Source organism: Xylanibacter ruminicola Ga6B6, from assembly GCF_000687715.1.
Classification (GTDB): Bacteria; Bacteroidota; Bacteroidia; order Bacteroidales; family Bacteroidaceae; genus Prevotella; species Prevotella ruminicola_B.
Genome location: NZ_JHXD01000016.1, coordinates 44,280 through 62,514 on the forward strand (window position 1 = coordinate 44,280; position 18,235 = coordinate 62,514).

At 39.5% G+C, this 18,235-nt stretch carries 16 protein-coding genes; 9 read left to right on the plus strand and 7 right to left on the minus strand.

Annotated features, from left to right (window positions below; genetic code table 11):
* The first annotated feature begins 16 nt into the window (after positions 1-16).
* From T500_RS0110260 to T500_RS0110280, 5 genes are read left to right on the plus strand one after another with little or no spacing between them, the layout of a single operon-like run.
* Positions 17-1,189, plus strand: a complete 1,173-nt coding sequence (locus tag T500_RS0110260) for a glycosyltransferase (protein WP_028908036.1) — start codon at positions 17-19, stop codon at positions 1,187-1,189.
* The gene (locus T500_RS0110265; RefSeq protein ID WP_028908037.1) at positions 1,186-2,718 is read left to right on the plus strand and encodes a lipopolysaccharide biosynthesis protein; all 1,533 of its coding nucleotides are present in this window, start codon (positions 1,186-1,188) and stop codon (positions 2,716-2,718) included. Before T500_RS0110260 ends, T500_RS0110265 begins: the two co-directional genes overlap by 4 nt.
* On the plus strand, positions 2,715-3,518 hold the full coding sequence (locus T500_RS0110270) for a glycosyltransferase family 2 protein (protein WP_028908038.1): 804 nt from the start codon (positions 2,715-2,717) through the stop codon (positions 3,516-3,518). The genes T500_RS0110265 and T500_RS0110270 overlap by 4 nt, the downstream gene beginning before the upstream one ends.
* 8 nt (positions 3,519-3,526) lie before the next feature.
* Complete coding sequence (locus T500_RS16445; RefSeq protein ID WP_051612010.1) at positions 3,527-4,453, plus strand: DUF6625 family protein; 927 nt, start codon at positions 3,527-3,529, stop codon at positions 4,451-4,453.
* A 5-nt stretch (positions 4,454-4,458) separates the two neighbouring features.
* Positions 4,459-5,427: an acyltransferase family protein gene (locus T500_RS0110280; protein WP_028908039.1), complete on the plus strand. Its 969-nt coding sequence runs from the start codon at positions 4,459-4,461 to the stop codon at positions 5,425-5,427.
* On the opposite strand, the gene T500_RS0110285 is transcribed toward T500_RS0110280, so the two are convergent.
* Entirely contained in the window at positions 5,368-6,213 is an 846-nt protein-coding gene (locus T500_RS0110285) for an SGNH/GDSL hydrolase family protein (RefSeq protein ID WP_155267511.1), read from the minus strand. The two genes, T500_RS0110280 and T500_RS0110285, sit on opposite strands and share 60 nt — an antisense overlap.
* Entirely contained in the window at positions 6,203-7,174 is a 972-nt protein-coding gene (locus tag T500_RS0110295) for an acyltransferase family protein (protein WP_028908041.1), read from the minus strand. The genes T500_RS0110285 and T500_RS0110295 overlap by 11 nt, the downstream gene beginning before the upstream one ends.
* 101 nt (positions 7,175-7,275) lie before the next feature.
* Here T500_RS0110295 and T500_RS0110300 point away from each other — a divergent pair, with 101 nt between their 5' ends.
* Entirely contained in the window at positions 7,276-8,457 is a 1,182-nt protein-coding gene (locus T500_RS0110300) for a glycosyltransferase family 4 protein (RefSeq protein WP_028908042.1), read from the plus strand.
* Between the two features lie 104 nt (positions 8,458-8,561).
* Here the strand turns inward: T500_RS0110300 and T500_RS0110305 are convergent, their stop codons facing one another.
* The 3 genes from T500_RS0110305 to T500_RS0110315 all read right to left on the minus strand — a co-directional run bounded on the left by T500_RS0110305 (position 8,562) and on the right by T500_RS0110315 (position 14,971).
* A complete protein-coding gene (locus T500_RS0110305) occupies positions 8,562-10,454 on the minus strand; it encodes a DUF4114 domain-containing protein (RefSeq protein ID WP_155267512.1) in 1,893 nt (630 codons plus the stop codon).
* Positions 10,455-10,623: 169 nt separating this feature from the next.
* Positions 10,624-12,687: a DUF4842 domain-containing protein gene (locus T500_RS0110310; protein WP_028908044.1), complete on the minus strand. Its 2,064-nt coding sequence runs from the start codon at positions 12,685-12,687 to the stop codon at positions 10,624-10,626.
* 127 nt (positions 12,688-12,814) lie between these two features.
* The gene (locus T500_RS0110315) at positions 12,815-14,971 is read right to left on the minus strand and encodes a BT4734/BF3469 family protein (protein WP_028908045.1); all 2,157 of its coding nucleotides are present in this window, start codon (positions 14,969-14,971) and stop codon (positions 12,815-12,817) included.
* A gap of 449 nt (positions 14,972-15,420) precedes the next feature.
* On the opposite strand from T500_RS0110315, the gene T500_RS0110320 reads away from it, so the two are divergent.
* From T500_RS0110320 to nth, 3 genes are read left to right on the plus strand one after another with little or no spacing between them, the layout of a single operon-like run.
* Positions 15,421-15,855 (plus strand): DUF6078 family protein, encoded by a 435-nt coding sequence (locus T500_RS0110320; RefSeq protein WP_013064695.1) that lies wholly within the window; start codon positions 15,421-15,423, stop codon positions 15,853-15,855.
* 58 nt (positions 15,856-15,913) lie between these two features.
* Entirely contained in the window at positions 15,914-16,792 is an 879-nt protein-coding gene (locus T500_RS0110325; RefSeq protein ID WP_028908046.1) for a decaprenyl-phosphate phosphoribosyltransferase, read from the plus strand.
* A 1-nt stretch (position 16,793) separates the two neighbouring features.
* Positions 16,794-17,429: an endonuclease III gene (gene nth, locus T500_RS0110330; protein WP_028908047.1), complete on the plus strand. Its 636-nt coding sequence runs from the start codon at positions 16,794-16,796 to the stop codon at positions 17,427-17,429.
* On the opposite strand, the gene T500_RS0110335 is transcribed toward nth, so the two are convergent.
* Both T500_RS0110335 and T500_RS0110340 read right to left on the minus strand, forming a co-directional pair.
* Entirely contained in the window at positions 17,419-17,856 is a 438-nt protein-coding gene (locus tag T500_RS0110335; protein ID WP_028908048.1) for a hypothetical protein, read from the minus strand. The genes nth and T500_RS0110335 overlap by 11 nt on opposite strands.
* A gap of 13 nt (positions 17,857-17,869) precedes the next feature.
* Positions 17,870-18,232 carry a hypothetical protein gene (locus tag T500_RS0110340; protein WP_028908049.1) on the minus strand — a complete coding sequence of 121 codons (363 nt, stop codon included), beginning with the start codon at positions 18,230-18,232 and terminating at the stop codon, positions 17,870-17,872.
* Positions 18,233-18,235: the final 3 nt, after the last annotated feature.

The following is an 18,235-nucleotide window of genomic DNA, read 5'->3' on the forward strand; positions in this document are numbered from 1 at the left end:
ATAATATCACTTAATTATGATTTGGCAGATATTACACATCATTGACATTACCCTATGGGTGCTCATTTTAGGCTCTGTTGCCTATGTAGCATTCTTCGCCGTTATCTCATTATTCTATGAAAAAGAAGATCGCGTAGCCATTCATGCTGCAGCATTGACCAATAGGATGACCAAATTCCTCATCCTCTATCCAGCTTACAACGAAGACCGCGTCATCATTAATGCTGTAGAACATTTCTTGGAACAGGATTATCCTGAAAACTTATATACTGTTGCTGTGATTTCTGACCACATGAAGCCAGAGACTAATGAGTATTTGCGCACGCTCCCCATCAAGTTACTAACACCAACATTCGAAAAGAGTTCTAAGGCCAAAGCCATGCAGTATGCCATCGACGAGATACCCGAAACCTTCGATAATGTCGTTGTACTTGATGCTGATAATGTCGTACGCCCAGAATTTCTGTCGCAATTAAACGTATTATGTTCTGTTTACGATGCTATTCAGTGCCACCGCTGTGCCAAAAATGCCAATAACGATGTGGCTGTTCTTGATGGCGCCAGCGAAGAGATTAATAATACCATTTTCCGTAAAGCCCATAATCGCCTAGGACTGTCTTCTGCTTTGATTGGTTCTGGCATGTGTTTTAACTATGAACTCTTTAGAAAGAATGTTTTCCAGCTCTCTACAGCCGGTGAAGACCGTGAGATGGAGGCTCTTTTGCTTCATCAGGAAATTTTTATCAAATATGCGCCTGAAATTCACGTCTTCGATGAAAAAGTCAGCAACCAGGACAACTTCCAGAAACAACGTATGCGCTGGATGACAGCTCAGGTTCAGAGTCTGATGAGTAACCTCCCCAAAATCCCAGGAGCCTTGGTTCATGGAAAAGTTAACTTTGTCGACAAAACTATCCAACAGGCATTAATCCCTAGATCTATATTGATAGTATTATTAACAGCCATCTCCATTTTTATGACTATTGCCATGCCAGAATGGTGTGAAAAATGGTGGATTACATTGGCAATATTAGGTCTGTCGTTATTCGTAGCCATCCCTAAGGAAATCCGCTTCCGTTCATTCTCTAAGGTATTTACCATCCCTGGTTTGGTTCTTCGTATGCTCAAAAACGTACTCCACATGGACAGGAAAAATACCGACTTCATTCATACCGAACATACGACATGAGTGGAAGAGTACATAAGAGCATATTAAATGCGGAAGTAAACCTAGTTTTTTACTTCCTTACTTTGTTTTTAGCTTTTTTCTCCCGCAAAGTTTTCCTCGATTGTTTGGGAGTTGAGTTTATTGGTCTAGCCGGTACACTTGGCAACATTCTAGGTTATCTGAACTTAGCAGAACTTGGAATAACAGCTTGCATCGGTTATTTCCTTTTTAAGCCACTTCAGACGAATAACAAACAAGAAATCCAAGACATACTCTCACTATTGGGATACCTATACAATTGGATTGGCTACATAATTTTAGCAGGTGGCATCCTCATAAGTCTATCTTTTCCGTTTATTTTCTCAAAAACAGAACTCGGACTTGGTATTATCTATTTTGCCTATTTTTCATTTCTAGGATCTTCACTAATTGGCTATTTTATTAACTATCGCCAAATTCTACTGACAGCAGACCAAAAAAACTATCTTGTTGCCATTTATTTCCAGTCTGCCAATATCATTAAAATATTACTGCAGATATTCTTAGCATATACATATCATAATCTTTATATCTGGGTTGGAATTGAATTCGTATTTGGAATCATCGGATGTATTATTTTAAATTGGAAAATCAATAAAGAATATCCGTGGCTTAATGTTGACAAAAAACGCGGTAGTACACTACTGAAGCAATATCCGGAGATTATGACTAAGACCAAACAAGTATTTATTCATAAGATTAAAGACTTTGTACTGGTCAAGAGTGATGAATTATTCATATTCCTCTTTGTTTCTCTAAAAATGGTTGCTTATTATGGAAATTACATGATCATCATTTCAAAATTAATATCGTTATTCTCTGCAATAACTGGTAGTGTTGGTGCCAGTGTTGGCAACTTAGTAGCAGAAGGAAACAAACAAAGTATGATGAAAGTCTTTTGGGAATTTACCACTATTCAGCATACTATAGCCGCAATTCTTAGTTTTTCACTTTATTCTTTTATTGAACCTTTCATCTCCCATTGGCTCGGTCATGAATACATCATGGATCGCAGAATTCTTATTTTGCTGATTATTTATATATATATCACCAATTCCCGTACTTCAGTTGACAGTTTTAATTATGCACATGGTTTATATGCTGACGTTTGGTCAGCATGGACAGAACTCTTTATAAATGTAAGCATAACCATCATTGGTGGACTCAAATGGGGAATTATAGGTATTCTACTAGGGAAGATTGCAAGTTTATTGACTATTGTTGTCTTATGGAAACCATATTATCTATTCACCTCTGGATTCAAAGAGTCTGTATCTATATACTGGAAAGGAGCTATTAGAAACTATAGCATTTCACTCTTTTCATTTATTCTCGCCACTTTTATTATTTCTCTTGTACCAATCAATCCCTATCAAAGTATATGGGACTGGGTCATGTATGCAATCGTTGGTATGGTTATATTCTTAACTATCGACCTCTGTGCTACTTTATTGTTTGCCAAAGGAGCTAAGAATTGTTTATCTAGAATCAAAAACATTAGAAAAAAATGAAATACTCTATTATCACCGTCAATTACAATAATAAAGAAGGATTACGCAAAACTATCGAAAGCGTGATTCATCAGACTTTTCATGATTTTGAGTTTATTGTAATAGATGGTGGTTCAACCGATGGCAGTGTTGATGTCATAAAAAAATACGACGCTTATATTAAATACTGGGTATCAGAACCTGATGGTGGAATATATCAGGGCATGAATAAAGGCATCAAGAAAGCGACAGGTGATTATCTGAACTTCATGAATTCTGGTGATAGCTTTTATACCGAAAATGTTCTCCAACATATTAATGACGAACAATTAGTCTGTGACATTATTGTGGGTAAAGACTATCATTACAACTCGCAGACACAACAAGGCTTCAGCACAATTCTACCACCACGCATTTCTATGCTCACTTTCTATATCCAGACGCTGCCTCATCAGAGTTCTTTTTTTAAACGTGAACTCTTCGATAAGACACTTTATGATGAATCACTTAAGATTGTAGCAGACATTAAATTCTATATCCAAAAAATCTGCGTTGAGGGATGTAGTGTTGGTTTAACCAACGAGATCATATGCAAAAGAGAACCTGATGGAATCAGTAAATCTCATAATGAACAACGCATCGCGGAGCACCAAGCAGTCCTTTCTGAGTTTCTACCGTGCGGTGCCATTAAAGATTATCAGACTCTTACGTTATTAGATAAAACTACAACATATAAATTCCTCGATCTCCTTGAGACCTCTAAGGGCCTCAAATGGATGACGTATCTTATCAAAATACTCTATCGTCTCATGAAAATATAATAAAGATTATGAAGTCAATAGTTATCATATTTCCCTATTTCGGCAAGTTACCTGTACAATACAAGATGTGGCGTGAATCAGCACTCCGCAATCCATCTGTTGATTTTATGTTTTTCACAGATGCAGATGTTGCCCCTGCAAAGAACATCATTGTACACAAAATGAAATTCGAAGATTTTAGACAATACATTCAGGCTGTCTTTGATTTTCCAATAGTTCTCGACCGTCCCTATATCCTATGCGATTTCAAACCTGTGTACGGACAAGCACTTCAGCAATTTATCGGGAATTATGATTTCTGGGGCTATGGCGATTTGGATGTCGTTTATGGAGACTTTAGAACTTTTTTTACAGAAGAAGTACTAGAACGTTATAAGTTTTTCTTAGGATTCGGCCATTTAACACTTTATAGAAATGACGAGGAAACCAATAACTACTATAGAGTTATTATTCCCGGCTATCAGAACTATAGAGAAGTACTAACAATACATAAACAGACGTTCTTCGATGAATATGACCATAAAGGAACAGCTGACAAATGGAAAGATTGCCGTACGGAAGACTGTTTTTTAGATTGGCAATTTGACAACATCACTCCCCCAAAACAATCATACCATATGAACAGCCTCACCCGAGGCTGGCAACAGGTTCTGTTCGAACATGTGGGCAACAAACTCTATATGCTCCGATTCAACAATGGTAATATGGAAAAGAGAGAATCACTCTACGCCCACTTCCAACACCGCCCATTTATGAAAGACACGGTGAAGGACTACGGGCACTTTCTAATTACCCCTAAAGCGATAATTGACTATCCCAAACACTTCGCCACTTTCAAGTTGAAATACTATTGTCGGAAGCGCCAACTAATGACGAAATACTATCAATGGAAAGATCGCATACTTTGGAAAATGGGAAAAGGACATATCCGATAAGAAATATGAAAGTACCATTTGAGATTAAAGACATATCCACCTATCGATCAGAGCTGATGGGGTGTGCCATTGTATGGATTATGATGTTGCACTTCACCTTCACCCAGATAAAGCCCTTGGGATTCATTTCGCAATACGGTTTTTCCGGTGTAGAGATTTTCATACTTGTATCAGGCCTTGGACTATACTTTTCGCTTGACAAAAATTCCTGCATACGAACATTTTATAGGAGAAGAATATTGCGCATTTTCCCAACCTATTACCTATTAGGAGTACCGGCCAGCATTATTCTATTCAACGATAACTTCTTTGATTATCTTTACAGATATTCTACGATTGGATTTTGGACAAATAATCTATACTGGGAATGGTACGTACCTTCTATCGTGGTACTCTATCTTCTGGCACCTTTCCTAAAAAAAATGATTGATAAGAGGCAAATGCACTTAATTATCTGCCTTGCCATTGTCATCATAGTTATTTCCTGCTTCGTGGTGGCAAAGGAAATCGTAAGCCCTAAGGATCCCCACTTTTTCCTACTATACCGCATTCCGCCTTTCATGTTAGGAATGATGTGTGCCTACTGGATGAAACAAAATACAAGTATAAAGTATTTCCTCATAATTCTAGTGGCGGGTATTCCATGCTTTATTTTGCTATACCCCCACCACCATGAGATTTACAACTACAAATACTTATCACTTGTATTTCTACTCCCACTGTTCATCATATGCTTCACCATACTGATCAAACAAGCCCGATTCTTGCGCCGAACCCTCGCAATCATCGGGAAATCAAGCCTAGAAACGTACCTGATACAAGCCATTTTCTTTCACGCCATTGTCACCGAGAACATTGTCATTGAGCCAGCTTGGCACGATACCATCACGGTAACTCTTATTATAATTTCATCACTACTCGGCATTCTCGTTCATTGGCTGATAGACAAAAGCGGAATCCTTCGCCTGCTGTAGGTCGCATATTATTGCCTTCGCAATGCATGCGTCAAGTTTTTCGTAGCCCCGACGATTCAAGTGTATTCTGTCTGCCATTAACAGATTCTGATTAATACGCTCTCTCTCTTCGTTCCAACATTCCATCGGGATATAAACAACCTGCTCCATCAGATGCTCCTCAAATAACATAACCTTCAAGGCTTCACGATACTCATGGAAATGATACATTCTGCATCCGGTCATGGTTGATTTTACAAAATCTGCCATTAAATCTTTCCAAGATTTATCGCCATAAATATGCCAAATATCCACGTCAGGAATTTCAATAATGACTGGGCGAATATGTTTAGACAAGAGGAAGTTCAGAATCATTTTATAGTGCGCACAGAATTGCTTCGTCCCCCAATTGGCAGCCGCATCATTGATGCCTGCCAAAACGATACAATAATCTGGTTCCACAATAAACAGCGTTTTGGTGCCACAACCAGTATTCTGGAACATATAGCGATATATCCCCCTACTCTTCTCGCCGCCTTTACCTTTAGAAGCAACCATTATGGGGCACGAAATACCCTTCCCCAGTTCCGAACACAAATACGAGTCCATATGCAACTCGGAATGTAGGCTAGCCCAACTGTCGCCAATCATCACAACTCTAAGAGTATCATCATTGCATTTTTTTGTTTTATAAATCGGTTCTTGCTGACATATTGACCATAAATCACGCCAACGAACATAATAAAATCCGTAAGCTAAACAAAATAGCAATAAACACCCAATTATAATAAAAGTCTTACGAACCATCAACAACTCGGCTTAAGAATTTACTTTTATGAATTAGTATAGAGACGAACAAACCGCCCAACAGAGTCAAAAAGATTTCAAATATACCCGCCATATAACCAAGCTCACTGCCTGGGAATATCCACCGATATATATCCTTTGCTAAAACGATAAAAGCGATTTCTACACTAAATATTGTCAGAGAATGTTTTCCTAATGTAAAGAAACATCTGCCAACGAATGTACCCTCCAGAAACTTCGATCCCCACAACACAACAATAGAAGCGATTATTGCTAGAAGGAAATATATAGCAATTGAAGAACCATACTCTCGAACAGAAATATTCAATTCTCCTCCCACACATCTAAGCCCTATATATAATAGCACCAAAAATAACACTTGATATGCATCCATCGATATTAAATCATGTTTTCTAATCTTCATCCCAACATAAATCAACATTGCGGTTAATGGGGCTGTATCAATACTCCAAGGCAACAATATCGGACTTTTCATGAAACATACAACCAACAACGCGTATAGAAGCATTAAAGCATGTTTATACTTCTCATAATAGACAAGAAGATAAAATAAAAAATACGACATAATCATGCTGGTAAGAAACCACATGGGGTAGTTTCCAGACGTAAAGAATTTAATATTAGGAGTAACATCCAATGGATAAAGACTAAAACGCGAATATATAATACCAATTAGTTCGCGCAAAGAAAAATGAAAAAACACGAACAGCAACACCATATTGAAAAACAAATAAGGCATAAATAGTCTCCTAAACTTTTTTGCCATCGCGTCCCTAAATGTTTCTTTAATTTTGAAGGTGTATCCAGAACAAAAAAAGAAAATCGGAATACACATGTCCATCATATACCACATCAAATCAAATGCATCAGAATGAGAACAAACAACAAGTATTAACCCGATTCCCTTTGCTATATCTACATATTCAAGCCGTTTCCCCATGTTGTATTATATTTATTTGGCTACAAAAATACAAAAATAAATGAAATTTGCCAAATTAATACAAGTTTTTTAATATCTTTGCAAAATAAAAAAATAAGAATATGAGAATTGCGATACTAACATCTGGTATACTTCCCGTTCCTGCTGTTCAGGGTGGAGCTGTGGAGAATCTTATAGACTCATGCCTTGAGTACAACGCCGAACGCCATTTACATGACATAACCGTTTATAGTGTTTTCAATTCTTCTTTGAGAAATTATAAATATCCAGTTACAACATGTAATAAATACATATACTTCAACATCAATAGTTGGTGGGGCAAAATCTGGAAAAGAATATACCTACAAAAACATGGAGGCCAGGAGTACTACCATTATTCTGTCGAGTACTTCCTTGAAAGAGCCCTAAAACATATTAAAAGACATGACTACGACATAATTATTGTTGAAAATCGTCCTGCATTCTCTCTAAAATTAAGAGGAAAAACATGTGCAAAATTAGTTTTACATCAAGAAAACGATTTCTTAAATAATCAAGTACGTCAATATCAAGACATATATGACTCTTATAGTCTAATAATCAATACATCATCATATATTACAGAAAGGGTAAAATCGATAACCCCCAAAGACACTAAAAGCCATACTGTCTTGAATGGAATAGATACCAAAAAGTTCTATCAAACAACACAAATAGCAAGACAACAAATAAGACTTAAGGATGATGATTTTGTTATTGTATATAGCGGTAGACTAACAAAAGAAAAAGGTATACTTGAACTTATTCAGGCTATCAAGCAATTAGAAGACATTCCTAATTTAAAACTTCTGATAATCGGGGCTAGTGCATATGGGAAAGACAAGACCCCCACTCCCTTTGTCACTAAACTCATAGAAGAGTCGGAACCAATAAAAGACAACGTAATATTCACTGGCTTTATCAATTACCAAATGATTCCATCATATCTTAAGGTAGGAGATATCGCCGTCGTACCATCTATGTGGGAAGAACCATTCGGACTTACAATTGTAGAGGCTATGGCCGCAGGATTACCACTCATAACAACACGCAGCGGTGGAATACCGGAAATTTGCGAAGGTGTAGCTACAATAGTTGAAAGAAATAATATCATAGACAATCTTGCAGCAGCAATTCTCGACCTCTATCAGCATCCCAAGAAGCGCGAACAGATGTCAAACGCTTCATTAGAACGCTCAAAGTTTTTTGATAAAGAGACATACGCCCAAAATTTTTTCGCAGCATTAAAAAAAATACAAATATAAAAAAAACTACACAAATCTACAAATTTATTGATACTTATAAATAATAATAAAAAGTCGTGCAAAGCATATACTTTACACGACTTAAAATATACTTATTAAGAATCTTACTTTGTATATACCTTTCCATTTTGGGGTTTGGTGTACCAATTTGTTCCAAGAATATCCTTATTTTGTGAAACCCAATTGTTGAATTCCTTATATGCATCCTTGATACAAACCTTTTCAAGTGGATACTTGAAGTCGTAAGGTAGCATGATTCCGTGAGGATCCTGGCCTTTTTTAGACAGTTTAACCTCCATGCCAGTTGATTTGTCGTAGAGGTATGGCTGAGTAGCCTCATCCAGGAAGCTGAATGCCTCACTTACCTCCTTAGTTACTACAATTGGCTCAATATATTCAGCACCACTCTCAGTGTTGATAAACACATTTGTACCCTTACCGAAGAGAGAATGGATTTCAGTATCGTCATTTATCACTCCGGCATTTATATTCTTGACAAATAGATTATCGTAGGCACCGCAGGCAACAATAGCATACTGTACATGAGTTTTGTCAAGACGCTTTGCCTTAATAACAACATCGTTCAAGTCATAATCACCCAGCTGTCGGTCCTCAAAGCAATAGGTATAAGTATTGTGTTCAAACTCTACCACAGTCTCTGGATCTGATACACTACCCTCTACTTCCAAAAGAATATCATTAAAATCAGCATCGGTTCCAGACTCCCAACAAAGCAATATGCGATCTTCCATCTTAAACCATGTAGCACGAGGTTGACCATCCTTTAACTTTGAACTTTTAAAGTTAAAATCATCATCACTATTAATTTTTGTATTTAAACGTCCATCGAAATACAATTCACCTTGCTTTCTGGGCTTCTTAGGATCTCCTTCTGCATAATCAGTCTTCGCACGTACCATAAAGCCAATCTTATAGCCCTCGGGGAATATAAATGTGCCCTTTTTGCCAATCTCTGGAGTACCATCGCCAAAATAGAGGCATGCATAAGCAGAACGCTTTTCTAGTTTATCATCTTCATTTTCGCCAAAATACTGATTAAAAGGTATCAACTTGTACTTCGGCAAATTCTGCAAGAAAGCAGTTTTATTTGCAGCAGCATTTAAATCAGCCTCTTTAAAATAATAATAGTACAAATCTGAATTATAAACCTCATTACCATATTTTGTTGCACCATCGCACTTGTAAATTGGACAAACTACAATTGGTGAATTCTCACCCGTTGTTGTACGATAAGCATTGTCATCGCTATATCCCGTAGCAAGAACCTTTTTATAATTTTCATGAGTTCTTCCATTAGGGAAGTATGCAAAAATTAAGTCTCTCAGTCTGTTTGCATAGCCATCTGTATAAGCAGGAGCATCCATCTTTAATCCTGCATAATCATTGAAAGAGTAAAGTTTCTCATCGGTAACGCCATCAACTAAATAGCCCTCACGCTGTGCGGCATAAGAGGACTCGCTTGAGGCAATACTGAACTCGCCCGTTGGGATTGGGAAGACATCGGTTGCACGAGTTTTAGCTGCGCGACTGAATGCAACAGCATTGCCTTCAATCTTTTGATAATAGCAACCATTATCCGTATAGAATGCTGCATACAAGCCTTCGTTCTTACCTGGAGCATCGTAATTAATACTCAATGAAGACTGTCCGTTAGTTTCTGCCTCATTCAGTACCGTCATTGAGTTGAATGTCTCACCATCTTCATCAGTCTGAGCTACTAATGCCATAATGGCGACCTTCTTTACATTCGCGTTTGCAGTAACATTAACAGAACCTTTTGCAGTAGTAATCCAGTCCTGCTCAGAAGAGTAAGATACTCCGAAAATATTTTCGAAGTTTGCTTTGACTTCTTCATCAGTTACACCTGTTGGTGTTGGATCGGGAGTTGGCTCTGGTGTTGGCTCTGGTGCATCAAAACCCTTTGTACAGCCGGATAATACTAATCCGAAAACTGCTAATGAAAGTAACTTTTTCATAAATGTCAAATATTTAATTGATTATATTGCTTATTTTTTGGCAAAGTTACAAATTTAAATCCTAAACAAGGATAAAAAATCTACAAATCTAAGAAATTTAACATTAATTACACAACAAGAAGCGCGTGCAACTGATTGCACACGCCTCTTATGATATAAAGAATTATAGTTATTTTACAGATACACTCATCACTTTTCCATCCTCTGGAGCTAGATACCAATTAGTAGAGCTTACAGGATTCTCGCCCCAGTTATTAAACTGCTTATAAGCATCCTTAATACAGGTCTTCTCTATAGGATACTTGAAATCGCTAGGAATCATGATACCATGAGGATCCTCGCCCTTTTGCGACATCTTAACATCGTAATCCTGAGTCTTATTGTAGATATACACCTGCTTAGAGAAATCTGTAAAACTGAACGAAGGATCGACTGTAATTACTTCTGAAACAGGCTCGTAGTTCTTGGTCTGGGTATTGATAAACGTCGAGAGATTGGTAACGTTAAACAATGCGTGAATCTCGGTGTTCTCATTCAATGTCTGACCATTGATATTGCGAAGATAAAGTTCATCGTATGCACCACAGGCAACTACAGAGTACTTAACCTGTGAAATATTCAGGCGCTCGGCCTTGATTACAACGTCATTCATATCATAGTCACCAAGTTTGCGATCCTCGAAGCAGAAAGTATACACATTACTATTAATCTCATGGGCAGCATCAACCTCTTTCAGGCCACCATTAATTTCTACTATTATATCTACGAAGTTAACATCACTTCCGTCTTCAAACATCATATATGCTTTTTGGTTTGCACCAAAGATGGCAGCACGAGGGTCATTCAGCAACATACCTTTATCTACAGCCTCGTTAAACTTCGGATACTGATTAATCTGCTCGTTCAAACGACCATCAGCATATACCTCGCCATTTTCAATTTTAGCATATGATTTATTAGCATAGTTTGTTCCGTTATAGCCAGTAATATCGTTATTTGGCATATAAGGATCTTTATAGTCGTTCTTATTCTTTCTTAGCATAAAGCCTATATAATAGCCTGCAGGAATTGTGAAGCCCTGCACTTCAAGATCAGTAGTAGGACTACTCGTCACATCACCGAAATAAGGCAGAACATATTCATGAACCTTAAAGAATTCACCATTACCACTAGCGGTGCCGCTTGCTTCCTTTGTCTGCTTACCATCAACACACTTGAACTTAGGCAGGTTCTTTAGGAAAGTAAGTTGCTCTTCCTCTGACTTACCCTCCAACTCGCTTGGTTTAAAATAATAATAATACAAGGCTACACTAGAATAATCCGTAGTTTGTATCTGAACAGGCGTCAATGTGATAGGAGCTTTTCCATCAGCAACCAGGTAATTTTTAGTCAGCTGATATACTGGAGAATTACGAATGATCTCCAAATTTTCTTTTTTATGAGTATCATCACGTCCAAATCTTCCACCAACATCTTTCAAGATCGTCTCCAACCCTTGCTTCTCCGCATCGGTTATTGTAACCTCACGGAAAATGGTCTGTCTTTCAACTTTCCAAGTATCATTACCACCTTCATTATTAAACATCCAGATGCGCTCATTGTTCCAATTGCTGTTCAGCCAAGGATTAATGCTGGCATCTTCACCATCCTGTCCAGCCTTTTGAGCACGGATAGCATTATATGAGAGAGCTGAATTTCTGTATTTCATCTTCAAGCCGCTTGTAGCTGGGAAAGCAGGAAGATCATATGCTGCTCTTGTGCGGGCCTGGGCTACTTTCCGGAAAGTAACTTGAGCATCGCCTGCCTTGAAACCTGCTATATAGTAGATTCCTTTACTATCAACGCAAGCAGCTACCAACTCAGTATATTCGGCAGGGCAGTCGTATGTCAACGCAACAGATTGGCCTTTACTGGTTGTGGCCTCGTTCAGCACACGGGCATCCTCGTTAAAGTAAGGAGCTTCTGTCAAAATCTGAACTTTTGCGATGTCACTCATTGGAGCATCAGCTGTGATTGTAACTGTATACTTGGTTGTAGAACTCCAATCCTGATTGGGACTGAAGGTAGTTCCAAAAACATTAGCAACGTTGGCATCAATCTCAGCTTGAGTTACCTCGTTGTTTGTTGGGGTTGGGTCTGGGGTTGGATCGGGAGTTGGCTCCGGTGCATCAAAACCCTTTGTACAGCTGGATAATACTAATCCAAAAACTGCAATAGATAATAACTTTTTCATAAGCGTCAAATGTTTAATCGATTAAATTGTTTATTCTTCTGCAAATATACAAAAAGTTACCCTAAATGAAAAGAAAAAGCCTACGAATCTTTTAAAATTAACTTTTATTATAATTATACATTATTGTTTACTCACGCAATTTCACCCAATACACAGTTCCCGTCATTTTATGCTGACTCTTAAAGCGGTATTCTGGACGATTCAAGAAGGCACCTATTTTACGGAAGGTATTACTTTCTTCCTTGTAGCCTTTAAACGATTGTTTCAAGATGGCGGAGATATCCTTAAGCGACATCCATTGAGCATCAGAATCGTTGTCTACAGGACGCTGCAACACTGCCATCAACATCTCGCCAAGACCACTAAGTTGCTGATAACTAAGGTTTCGCTGTATCAGTTGCTGTTCCTGTTCGCGAGTAGGCCAATAACGTTCGCCGTTATGAATTTCGTGTAGTAATTGAGCGTAGAGCTGAGGGTAATCCACAGGTGTTCTAAAGTCAACATCACCCTCAACCATCACACAGATAAAACGGCGGGCACCACTAGGATCGGTCAATGGCAACATCTCGTTAGTGGTACCAATGAACGATGCAAAACGTCGATGTTCCGAATAAGCCTTTCCGTACGGAGGACGATATTTCAAATCGGCTGTAGATACTAAATATTTTAATACAATCTGTTGACGCTGGGTTATCTTATCAAACTCGTCGAGATTAATCAAGCCAAACGACGTCAGACCTAAGTTCAAGTCGGTCTCGTTCTTAAAATTGATGCGATCATTATAGTAATCGCGCAACTGCTGGGGAAGTAAAATTCTACAGAACGATGATTTACCACATCCCTGGCGACCAATCAACAGTGGCACCAACGAGTTACCTGTAAGTTGACCTTTACCCATCCACATGGCCACCATCGAACGCATCCACAGATGGAACAGTGCAGGCCATTCCTCGTAACTGGTTGGGATGCGACGAGACAAGGCCTCTACCCTATCCTTACCATCCCACTTGGGCAGACTATCCAGATACTCGTTCAATGGATCGTAAAGCTCGATATCATCCGAATTCACATAACGACGAATATCTTTATCCCAACATTTAATGCCTTGACGTAACGCTCTCATTGTAATAGAGTTACGAGCCTCCTCTGTTAAGTCACGAAAAGAGAATCCAATGCCAGTACGCTCTCTAAATTCAGCCACGCCACGCATCACATTTTTACGAATCTCGTAGTTCTCGTTCAGAAACAAATCTATCTTCATCGTCAACAGTGTTTCCTGTGGTATATTCTTCTCTGGTTTATAGCCATTACGCTCCTGATAGCGCTTAACCACCTGAGGTCGATACACATTATCGAACACCTTATTTATTAGCAGGTCATCGTCGCCAATAGCGTAAGTACGATAACGAGCCATACGCTTAGCTATAGCCATCGGAATACCTGTTTCCAAACAGTGGACAGCCAATCTAGTTAGCAGCTCGTGCTCCAAATCCTCACCTTCCAATCCTTCGCATTCATCGTAGGCCTTACTCAGATTAAACTCAAAGATATGGTGCATGGTAAAGTAACGACTCTGTCCTGATAACTCGTCATCTTTTTCAAGCGTCGATGGGCGTACCAACGACAGCGTCAGATTAGGCTTTTCGGCACGGGCATAAAAGGGGATGGCCAGTGGATTGAACACCGCCTTGGCATCTGTACTTATATAACAAGCACGATCCAAGCGTGGTTCCAGCTTTTCGACAGTCACACCCAATTGGGCATTATAAGCCAGACGGGCTCGTTCATACAGATTCTCATGGAAATCGGCTATCTCATTGGGCTCCGTTGGCAACGGATAATTGGTGTCTTTGTTGCGATCACTGGGAAACAGTTCACCCTTACAAATGATTTTTACGCTACGCCCAGAAGCGCCCACAAATGCCATCAGTGTTTGAGGCACTTCGCCAGCACCAGTACGGATGGCATCAGCCTCATCATAACCTGTTAGGTTATTCACCTCCAACAGCACCAAGCCAGTATAACCCAAGGTTAAACGTTGGTGGTTACGGTTCTCCATTTCTGATGCAAAACAGATACGCGGTAGTTTGGCAATGGTCATATCTGCACCACTCACCGAGCCATCTGCTTGGCGAGTCAAGTCGAACACAGGATAGAGTCGGCGCAGTTCATCTACCACCTGGCGATATTCATTACCGCCAATCATTTCTACGATATCCGTCAGTTCAAGCACACGCAGTGTTTCGGTCTGGCGATAGTTTTTTATAAGGGTTATCTTTGTCATATTGCTATTGATGATTAATTACGGATGCAAAGATAATAAAAAAAATTTAGATATTAAAGAAAAATATAGCAAAATTGATGTCATAACGTCATATTTATTATAAAAGACTGATTAACAGATATTTAAATCATGACATCATGATGTCATATTATTAAGTATGATGTCATATTACACTCCAAGAGGTAAGTGTTTCATCTTGTTTCATCGGAAGGAACATAGTGTTTCGCCTAAGGAAACACTGTGTTTCTCCGCATGTAACACTATGTTCCGTGTATTTCGACAGCTATTAAACTACCCTATATGACGTTAAGATAATTGATTTCATATAATGTCATCATTTATAAATCACTAAATATCAATAAGTTATTTCAGAAATGACATTATGACATTAAAATTTGGATATTTCACAGAAAATTTGTAACTTTGCACCAACAAAACAACCATACTATATGAATAAAGAAGAATGCCTCCGTGCGCAAGCTGCACATAACTTACCGTGTTTTATACACGAGTGTCCACTACACCAGACCTGTCTGCACTGGCTAACAGGTCAATACTATGGTAGCGACTTCCATGTAGTTACCAGTGTTAATCCTTACTACCCCAACGTGAACTCACTGCAATGCACCTTGTATCAAAAGGATGAGATTGTTACCTACGCCATCGGCATTAAGCACATTTTTGATGACATTCCCTATCCTATTGCACGTATTGTTAAGAAACGCCTCATCGCACTCTTTTCGCGTAAGCGTTTCTACGAGTATCGCAACGGCACACGTCCCATTCCTCCAAAAGACCAACAGCACATTGCCCGTATCTTCCACGAAGAAGGTTGGGATGGAGAAATCCGCTACGACGATTGGAAAGAAGACTATCAGTGGTAAGATAAAAAAAACAACTAATTATTTGGATTTTTGCTCACATAATCGTACCTTTGCAGCAATGATACATTATATACGACTGATACGACCATTGCAGTGGCTCAAAAACGTGTTTGTATTTGCGCCCATATTCTTCAGCACCAACCTGTTGAAGCCAGAATTCTTTTGGCCAACGTTAGTAGTGTTTGCATCGTTCTGTTTGATATCAAGCTCTATCTACTGTTTCAACGACCTGAAGGATGTAGAGGCTGATCGTCAGCATCCCAAGAAATGTCATCGCCCCATAGCGTCAGGCAAAGTGTCGGTGATGGGAGGATATGCGATGATGATACTATGCACCATTGGTGCGTTAGCCATTCTGCCATTGGCACAGAGTGAAAATACCCCCTACCTCTACGCCATCATTATTGGTTATTGGCTGATGAATATTGGTTACTGTCTGAAGCTAAAGCAGTTTGCTATCCTCGACGTATCGATTATTGCCATAGGTTTTGTGATGCGTGTATTAGTTGGAGGTATCGCTACGGATATCTACATTTCGCATTGGCTGGTGATGATGACTTTCCTTGTAACACTGTTCCTGGCCTTTACGAAACGTAATGACGATTATCGTATTTATGAGCAAACAGGCACCAAGCCTCGCGTATCGATTACTGGTTACAACAAGACCTTTATCAACGAGGCAACAGCCATCATCGCCTCTGTTACTCTGGTGTGTTACATCATGTACACCATGTCGCCAGAGGTTATTCATCGCTTAGGCACCCGCTATGTGTATCTCACATCAGGCTGGGTATTGGCAGGCTTACTACGCTATCTGCAGAATATGATTGTGTTCGGACTAAGTGGCAGTCCTACCAAGTCGTTAGTAAAGGATCATTTCGTACAGTTCTGTATCCTTGGCTGGATAGCTTCATTCTTCGTCATTATCTATCTGTAAGATGAAAAAGAAAGAAAGATACGACCTGATTTTGGGGCATTTCCGCGAAAAAATGCCGTTGGTAACTACCGAGTTAGACTTTGGTAGTACCTTCCAACTGCTAGTGGCTGTGGTACTGAGTGCGCAATGTACAGACAAGCGCATCAATCAGGTAACGCCCGATTTGTTTGCCCACTACCCCGACGCCCAGTCGATGGCAAAGGCTGAAGAAGAGGATATCTTTGAATGGATTAGGAGCGTATCGTATCCTAACGCCAAGGCAAAACACTTGGTAGAAATGGCTCGTGTACTGATGGAGAAGTTTAATGGCGAGGTACCAAGCACGCTCGACGAACTATTAACACTGCCTGGTGTTGGCCGCAAAACAGCCAATGTGATTCAAAGCGTAGCTTTCGGCAAGGCCACCTTAGCTGTTGACACTCATGTTTTCCGTGTGGCCCATCGCTTAGGTTTGGTAAGCAAGAGCGACAACACCCCATATAAAGTAGAAATGGCGCTCACAAAGTATATTCCCGAAGAGGATATACCTAATGCTCACCACTGGCTTTTGCTACATGGCCGCTACGTTTGCACAGCGAGAAAGCCCCACTGTGAGAAATGCGAAATAGAAAAATACTGTGCTAAGATTATTTCTTAGGAGCGTTACGCTGCTGACCTAATTTACGGAAAGCGCGACGATGGAACTTATCCTCGGCAATAATCGTTCCTATTACCTTTGAAGCAGGAAGTACACGTAAGAACTTATTATGATAGGTCTGAGCTATCTGCTTCAACTCAATCTCCAACTGGTCGCGACGCTGTACAGCACGCTTGCACGAAGCCTCATCATGGGGCAACTTAAAGAGTTCATGCATCTTATTATAAACTACACGCTGCTTCTGTTGCATCTCACGATACAATGGAAAGAACTTAGCGGCCTCTTCGTTAGTAAGACCAGCTTCGGTAGTGATATACTGCTCTAAGTCAGCCTGAAACTTCTCAGGTGAGAACTTCTGTTGTTCCTCGGCTGAAGCACCAAGCACAACCATCAACATCAAGACAGCGAATACAAGTAGTTTTTTCATCTTTCAAATACTTTTAATTTTCAGCTAAGTAAGCATAGATTTCGTGATTATCGAGCATCATATAGTCGACAGCCTCATCCATATACTCTTCATTATCAGACTGTTGTACATGGTTCTCAACCTTAGCTTGAACAGAAGTAGCAGGCGACACCTCAGTCTTCGACTGCCACATCCAAGCAGCTCCTGCAACCAATAAAGCACACACGCTGGCAGCCGCATAGAATACGGGGCGCATAAATACAGACTTGGCACGACGCTTTGGCTGCTCGGGCAGATTCTGCAACACCTGGGCAGTCAGATTATCAAAATAACCTTCCGGAACACGGAACGGATTCCGTTTTCCAACCTTTTCCTGTATGTACATTTCTTCGTTCATCGT

Bases quoted from the DNA above. Each gene is read 5' to 3' on its own strand.
- nth (WP_028908047.1), top strand. From the start codon at position 16,794: ATGAAAAAGAAAGAAAGATACGACCTGATTTTGGGGCATTTCCGCGAA.
- T500_RS0110325 (WP_028908046.1), top strand. From the start codon at position 15,914: ATGATACATTATATACGACTGATACGACCATTGCAGTGGCTCAAAAAC.
- T500_RS0110260 (WP_028908036.1), top strand. From the start codon at position 17: ATGATTTGGCAGATATTACACATCATTGACATTACCCTATGGGTGCTC.
- T500_RS0110340 (WP_028908049.1), bottom strand. From the start codon at position 18,232: ATGAACGAAGAAATGTACATACAGGAAAAGGTTGGAAAACGGAATCCG.
- T500_RS0110315 (WP_028908045.1), bottom strand. From the start codon at position 14,971: ATGACAAAGATAACCCTTATAAAAAACTATCGCCAGACCGAAACACTG.
- T500_RS0110320 (WP_013064695.1), top strand. From the start codon at position 15,421: ATGAATAAAGAAGAATGCCTCCGTGCGCAAGCTGCACATAACTTACCG.
- T500_RS0110295 (WP_028908041.1), bottom strand. From the start codon at position 7,174: ATGGGGAAACGGCTTGAATATGTAGATATAGCAAAGGGAATCGGGTTA.
- T500_RS0110305 (WP_155267512.1), bottom strand. From the start codon at position 10,454: ATGAAAAAGTTACTTTCATTAGCAGTTTTCGGATTAGTATTATCCGGC.
- T500_RS16445 (WP_051612010.1), top strand. From the start codon at position 3,527: ATGAAGTCAATAGTTATCATATTTCCCTATTTCGGCAAGTTACCTGTA.
- T500_RS0110335 (WP_028908048.1), bottom strand. From the start codon at position 17,856: ATGAAAAAACTACTTGTATTCGCTGTCTTGATGTTGATGGTTGTGCTT.
- T500_RS0110265 (WP_028908037.1), top strand. From the start codon at position 1,186: ATGAGTGGAAGAGTACATAAGAGCATATTAAATGCGGAAGTAAACCTA.
- T500_RS0110270 (WP_028908038.1), top strand. From the start codon at position 2,715: ATGAAATACTCTATTATCACCGTCAATTACAATAATAAAGAAGGATTA.
- T500_RS0110280 (WP_028908039.1), top strand. From the start codon at position 4,459: ATGAAAGTACCATTTGAGATTAAAGACATATCCACCTATCGATCAGAG.
- T500_RS0110310 (WP_028908044.1), bottom strand. From the start codon at position 12,687: ATGAAAAAGTTATTATCTATTGCAGTTTTTGGATTAGTATTATCCAGC.
- T500_RS0110285 (WP_155267511.1), bottom strand. From the start codon at position 6,213: ATGGTTCGTAAGACTTTTATTATAATTGGGTGTTTATTGCTATTTTGT.
- T500_RS0110300 (WP_028908042.1), top strand. From the start codon at position 7,276: ATGAGAATTGCGATACTAACATCTGGTATACTTCCCGTTCCTGCTGTT.